This is a genomic window from Dietzia sp. CW19, from assembly GCF_014145265.1.
Lineage (GTDB): Bacteria > Actinomycetota > Actinomycetes > Mycobacteriales > Mycobacteriaceae > Dietzia > Dietzia natronolimnaea.
This window is the reverse complement of the sequence record NZ_JAALEE010000213.1, coordinates 1-4,701: the sequence shown is the minus strand read 5'-3', so window position 1 is coordinate 4,701 and position 4,701 is coordinate 1. Positions and strand designations below refer to the sequence as shown.

The following is a 4,701-nucleotide window of genomic DNA, read 5'->3' as shown; positions in this document are numbered from 1 at the left end:
TGGGCCCGCCCCGGTCAACCCGAGCGCGTCGAGGGCGTGCGCGAGAGCGGCATCGGTGTCCCGGTCCGGCGCGAAGCGGAAGTTGACGTCCAGCCACGCCTCGTCCGGGACGGTGTTGCCGGCCACGCCCGCGGACATCCGCACGGCCTGCAGCCCTTCCCGGTAGACGCAGCCGTCGATGTCCACCGAGCGCGGTCCGTACCTCTCCAGCGCCGCCAGCACCGGGGCGAGGCGGTGCACGGCGTTGTCCCCCAACCAGCTCCGCGCCGAGTGGGCTCGGGTGCCGCGGGCGTGGACCCGGATCCGGAGGGTGCCCTGGCAGCCCGCCTCGATCAGGCCGCCGGTGGGCTCGCCGAGTATCGCCACGTCCCCCGTGAGCCAGTCGCGGTGGGTCCGTTCGAGGAACCCGAGACCGTTCGCGGTCGCCTCGATCTCCTCGCAGTCGTAGAGCACCAACGTGAGATCGTGCGCGAGCTCGGCGGAGTCCGCCAGGGTCGCGAACAGGTGGAGGAACACGGCGTCGCCGGATTTCATGTCCACGGTCCCACACCCGTGCAGGACCTGATCGGCTCCCTCACCCGTGAGTCGGCACGGGACGTTGTCCGCCACCGGGACGGTGTCGAGATGTCCGGCGAGCACCACCCGGGTCGGCAACCCCCTCGAGGTTCGGGCCAGGACGCGGTGGCCGTCCCGCACGAGTTCGGTCCGCCCGGCGGCCGGACCCGTGAAGCCGGCGACCACGGAGGCGAGCGCCGTGTGGACGGCGCCGGCGATCTCCGCCTCCTCCCGGGAGGGACTCGCGATGTCGACGAGGGCGCGGGTGAGGTCGACCGGGTCGACGGTCAGATCGAGGGCGGCGGTCACGGCGTCCACCTTAGATGCCCGTGGCCGGTACGCGCCGGGGCCGACCGCTAGCATCGGGGGCATGAGTGCACACGGAGCCGTGGCCACCGGAATCGCCACCCTGACGTCCGATCACACCGTCCTCGACGTGTGGTACCCAGCGCCCCAGCTCGGAGCGGCCTCCGAGGGGGGTCACCGGATCCTGTCGGGTGACGAGGTCCCCGAGGAGCTGGCTCCCCTCACCGGACCCGACGCCGATCGCGGTGTCGAGCGGGTCGCGGTGCGGGTCGAGATCGAGGACCTCACGCAGGCCCCGACCGACGCCTACGACGCCTACCTGCGGCTGCACCTGATCTCCCACCGCCTCATCCGGCCGCACTTCGCCAACATGGACGGGTTGTTCGGGACACTGGCCAACGTCGTGTGGACCAACTTCGGCCCCTGTGAGGTACCGGGATTCGAGATGGTGCGTGCCAGGTTGCGCGCCCGCGGCCCGGTGACGGTCTACGGCGTGGACAAGTTCCCGAGGATGGTGGACTACGTGGTCCCGTCCGGGGTCCGGATCGCCGACGCCGACCGCGTCCGACTGGGTGCCCATCTGGCGGAGGGGACGACCGTCATGCACGAGGGGTTCGTCAACTTCAACGCCGGCACCCTCGGGCCGTCGATGGTCGAGGGACGCGTCTCGGCCGGCGTCGTGGTCGGTGCGGACTCCGACGTCGGTGGCGGCGCGTCGATCATGGGAACCCTCTCGGGCGGCGGCAAGGAGACCATCTCGATCGGCGAGCGCTGCCTGCTGGGTGCCAACTCCGGAATCGGGATCTCGCTCGGCGACGACTGCGTGGTCGAGGCCGGGCTCTACGTCACCGCCGGGACCAAGGTGGACGTCCGGGCCGGGGCCTGGGCCGATCGCGAGCCCGTCAAGGCGGGCCAGCTCTCCGGGATGGACAATCTGCTCTTCCGGCGCAACTCCCTCTCCGGCGCCGTCGAGGCCGTGCCGTGGAAGCGTGAGGGCGTCGAGCTGAACGAGGCGCTCCACGCCAACGACTGATCTCCCGCGACGCACACCCACAACGACAGACGCACACCCACAACGACAAGAGCGTTCCGCACGCATCGGCCGAGAGCAGATGCGCGGAACGCTCTTTTCGATGGCGCCGGCGGGCGCGGGGCGCCGTCGGGCGTAGGCGGCCGGGCGGACGTAGGGTGCGACCCGCTCAGGCCAGCCGACGGACCGCCTCGGCCACCGTGGCGTCGGTCGCGGTGAGGGCGATGCGGACGTGCCGGGCCCCGGCGGAACCGTAGAACTCACCGGGGGCCACCAGGACACCGCGGGCGGCGAACCAGTCCACCGTCTCCCGGCAGGGCTCGTCGCGGGTCGCCCAGAGGTAGAGCCCGGCCTGCGAGTCGTCGACCCGGAATCCGGCGTCCTGCACGGCCGGGAGCAGGAGCTCACGTCGGGCCCGGTACCGCTCGCGTTGCTCGGCCTCGTGGGCGTCATCCCGGAGCGCCGCGGTCATGGCGTTCTGGACGGGCAGGGGCATCATCAGACCCGCATGCTTGCGCACCGCCAGCAGCTCCGCCACGAGGGACGGGTCGCCCGCCACGAACCCCGCACGATACGAGGCCAGGTTCGACGTCTTGGACAGCGAGTGCAGGGCCAGGAGCCCGGTGTGGTCGCCGTCGCAGACACGCGGGTCGAGGACCGAGGGCGCCTCACCCTCCCAGACCAGCCCGAGGTAGCACTCGTCCGAGGCCACGATCACCCCGCGGTCGCGGGCCCAACCGACGACCTTGCGCAGGTGGTCCACGCCGAGCACCCGGCCGCTGGGGTTCGACGGCGAGTTGAGGTAGAGCAGGGTGGGCGACGACGGGCCGAGTTGCGTCAGGGAGTCGGCGCGCACGACCGTCGCACCCGCGAGCAGGGCCCCCACCTCGTAGGTCGGGTAGGCCACCTCCGGCACGACGACCGTGTGGCCCGGGCCGAGTCCGAGCTGTGCGGGCAGACCCGCGATCAACTCCTTGGTACCGATCGCGGGCAGGATCGCCCCGGGATCCAGGCCGGTGACCCCGTAGCGCCGGTGGAGAGCGTCGGCGGCCGCGAGCCGGAGCTCCGCGGTCCCGATGGTGGTCGGGTAACCCGGTTCCGCGGATCCGGCGGCGAGTGCCTCACGGATGAGCGGGGCGACCGGGTCGACGGGGGTGCCCACGGTGAGATCGACCAGGCCGTCGGGATGCGCGGTGGCCACTGACCTCGCCTCGGCGAGGGTGTCCCACGGGAACACGGGTAGCGCGCGCCCGGGCGGACGACGCTCCGGGCGCGACACCACCGGGGTCACTCCTGGTTCATGGGGGGCAGCGCCTTGATGAACGGGTGGTCGTAGTCGACCTTGCCCACCTTGGCGGCGCCGCCCGGCGATCCCAGCTCGACGAAGAAGTCGACGTTGGCGGTGTTGTACTCGGACCACTCCTCCGGGGTGTCATCCTCGTAGAAGATGGCCTCCACCGGGCAGACGGGCTCACACGCGCCGCAGTCGACACACTCGTCGGGGTGGATGTACAGCATCCGTCCACCCTCGTAGATGCAGTCGACAGGACACTCCTCGACGCAGGACTTGTCCATCACGTCGACGCACGGCTCTGCGATCGTGTAGGTCACGTCAGCCACCTTCCTCGTAGCGGTATGGCCTGCATCGTATGTCACACCCCGCGTCCGCGACGACGCCGCCCCGAAGCCGGTCGCGCTATGTGACGACGGTCACGGGGATCTGGGTGGGGGCCGGTCCGTAGACGGTGTCCCGACGCCGGGCGGGCCGACCGATCCCGGTGGCGATCTCCGCGATCTCCTCCGGGGTCTTGGCGGACCCGTTCTCGGCCCCGGCCATCCGGGAGATCGTCTCCTCCATCAGCGTGCCGCCCAGGTCGTTCGCCCCCGCGCGGAGCATGGTGCGCGTCCCCGCGACCCCGAGCTTGACCCAGCTGGTCTGCACGTTGTGGATCGATCCGTGCAGCATGATCCGTGCCAGGGCGTGGACGGCGACGTTCTCCTCCCGCGTCGGACCCGGCCGGGACGCGCCCGCCAGGTAGAGCGGGGCGCTGCGGTGCACGAAGGGCAGGGGGACGAACTCGGTGAACCCGCCGGTCCGGTCCTGGATCCCCCGCAGGGTGCGCAGGTGCGCCACCCAGTGCCTCGGCGTGTCCACGTGGCCGTACATCATGGTCGAGCTCGAGCGCAGGCCCACCTCGTGGGCGGTGGTGACGATGTCGATCCACTCGGAGGCCGGGAGTTTGCCCTTGGTCAGGACCCAGCGGACCTCGTCGTCGAGGATCTCCGCCGCGGTACCGGGGATGGTGTCCAGGCCGGCCGCCCGCAGCTCGGTGAGCCACTCCCTGACCCCCACTCCCGACCGGGCCGCGCCGTTCGAGATCTCCATCGGGCTGAACGCGTGGACGTGCATGGACGGCACCCGCTCCTTGACCGCGCGGACGAGGTCGGCGTAACCGGAGACCGGCAGGTCCGGGTCGATCCCGCCCTGCATGCAGACCTCGGACGCCCCGGAGACGTACGCCTCGTACGCGCGGTCGGCCACCTCGGCGGCCGAGAGCGAGAACGCGTCCGCGTCCCCCTTGCGCTGGGCGAAGGCGCAGAACCGGCACCCCGTGTAGCAGATGTTGGAGAAGTTGATGTTCCGGTTGACCACGTAGGTCACCGTCTCCCCCACCACGTCCGCGCGGATCCGGTCGGCGAGTCCGGCCACGGCGGCCAGCCCGTCCCCCGTGGCCGTGGCCAGGGCGAGGTACTGGTCGTCCGTGAGGCCGGCCGGGTCCGACTCCGCGGCCCGCAGCGCTGCGAGCACC

Annotated in this window: 5 protein-coding genes; 1 reads left to right on the top strand and 4 read right to left on the bottom strand. The window is 71.6% G+C overall.

The window, feature by feature from the left end:
- Positions 1–918: succinyl-diaminopimelate desuccinylase (dapE, locus tag G6021_RS07110; protein WP_182640944.1), on the bottom strand; the 918-nt coding region annotated here is incomplete at its 3' end.
- Positions 919–925: 7 nt separating this feature from the next.
- Between dapE and dapD the strand changes: the two genes are divergently transcribed.
- Positions 926–1,894 (top strand): 2,3,4,5-tetrahydropyridine-2,6-dicarboxylate N-succinyltransferase, encoded by a 969-nt coding sequence (gene dapD / locus G6021_RS07105; RefSeq protein WP_182640943.1) that lies wholly within the window; start codon positions 926–928, stop codon positions 1,892–1,894.
- A 166-nt stretch (positions 1,895–2,060) separates the two neighbouring features.
- Here dapD and dapC read toward each other — a convergent pair whose 3' ends face one another.
- The 3 genes from dapC to cofH form a co-directional block, all read right to left on the bottom strand.
- Positions 2,061–3,173, bottom strand: coding sequence for a succinyldiaminopimelate transaminase (dapC, locus tag G6021_RS07100; RefSeq protein WP_182640942.1), 1,113 nt, complete (start codon positions 3,171–3,173; stop codon positions 2,061–2,063).
- A 5-nt stretch (positions 3,174–3,178) separates the two neighbouring features.
- The gene (gene fdxA / locus G6021_RS07095; protein ID WP_095718370.1) at positions 3,179–3,502 is read right to left on the bottom strand and encodes a ferredoxin; all 324 of its coding nucleotides are present in this window, start codon (positions 3,500–3,502) and stop codon (positions 3,179–3,181) included.
- An 85-nt stretch (positions 3,503–3,587) separates the two neighbouring features.
- Positions 3,588–4,701 (bottom strand): 5-amino-6-(D-ribitylamino)uracil--L-tyrosine 4-hydroxyphenyl transferase CofH (gene cofH / locus G6021_RS07090; RefSeq protein WP_182640941.1); only part of this gene is annotated, 1,114 nt, incomplete at its 5' end.

Bases quoted from the DNA above. Each gene is read 5' to 3' on its own strand.
- dapD (WP_182640943.1), top strand. From the start codon at position 926: ATGAGTGCACACGGAGCCGTGGCCACCGGAATCGCCACCCTGACGTCC.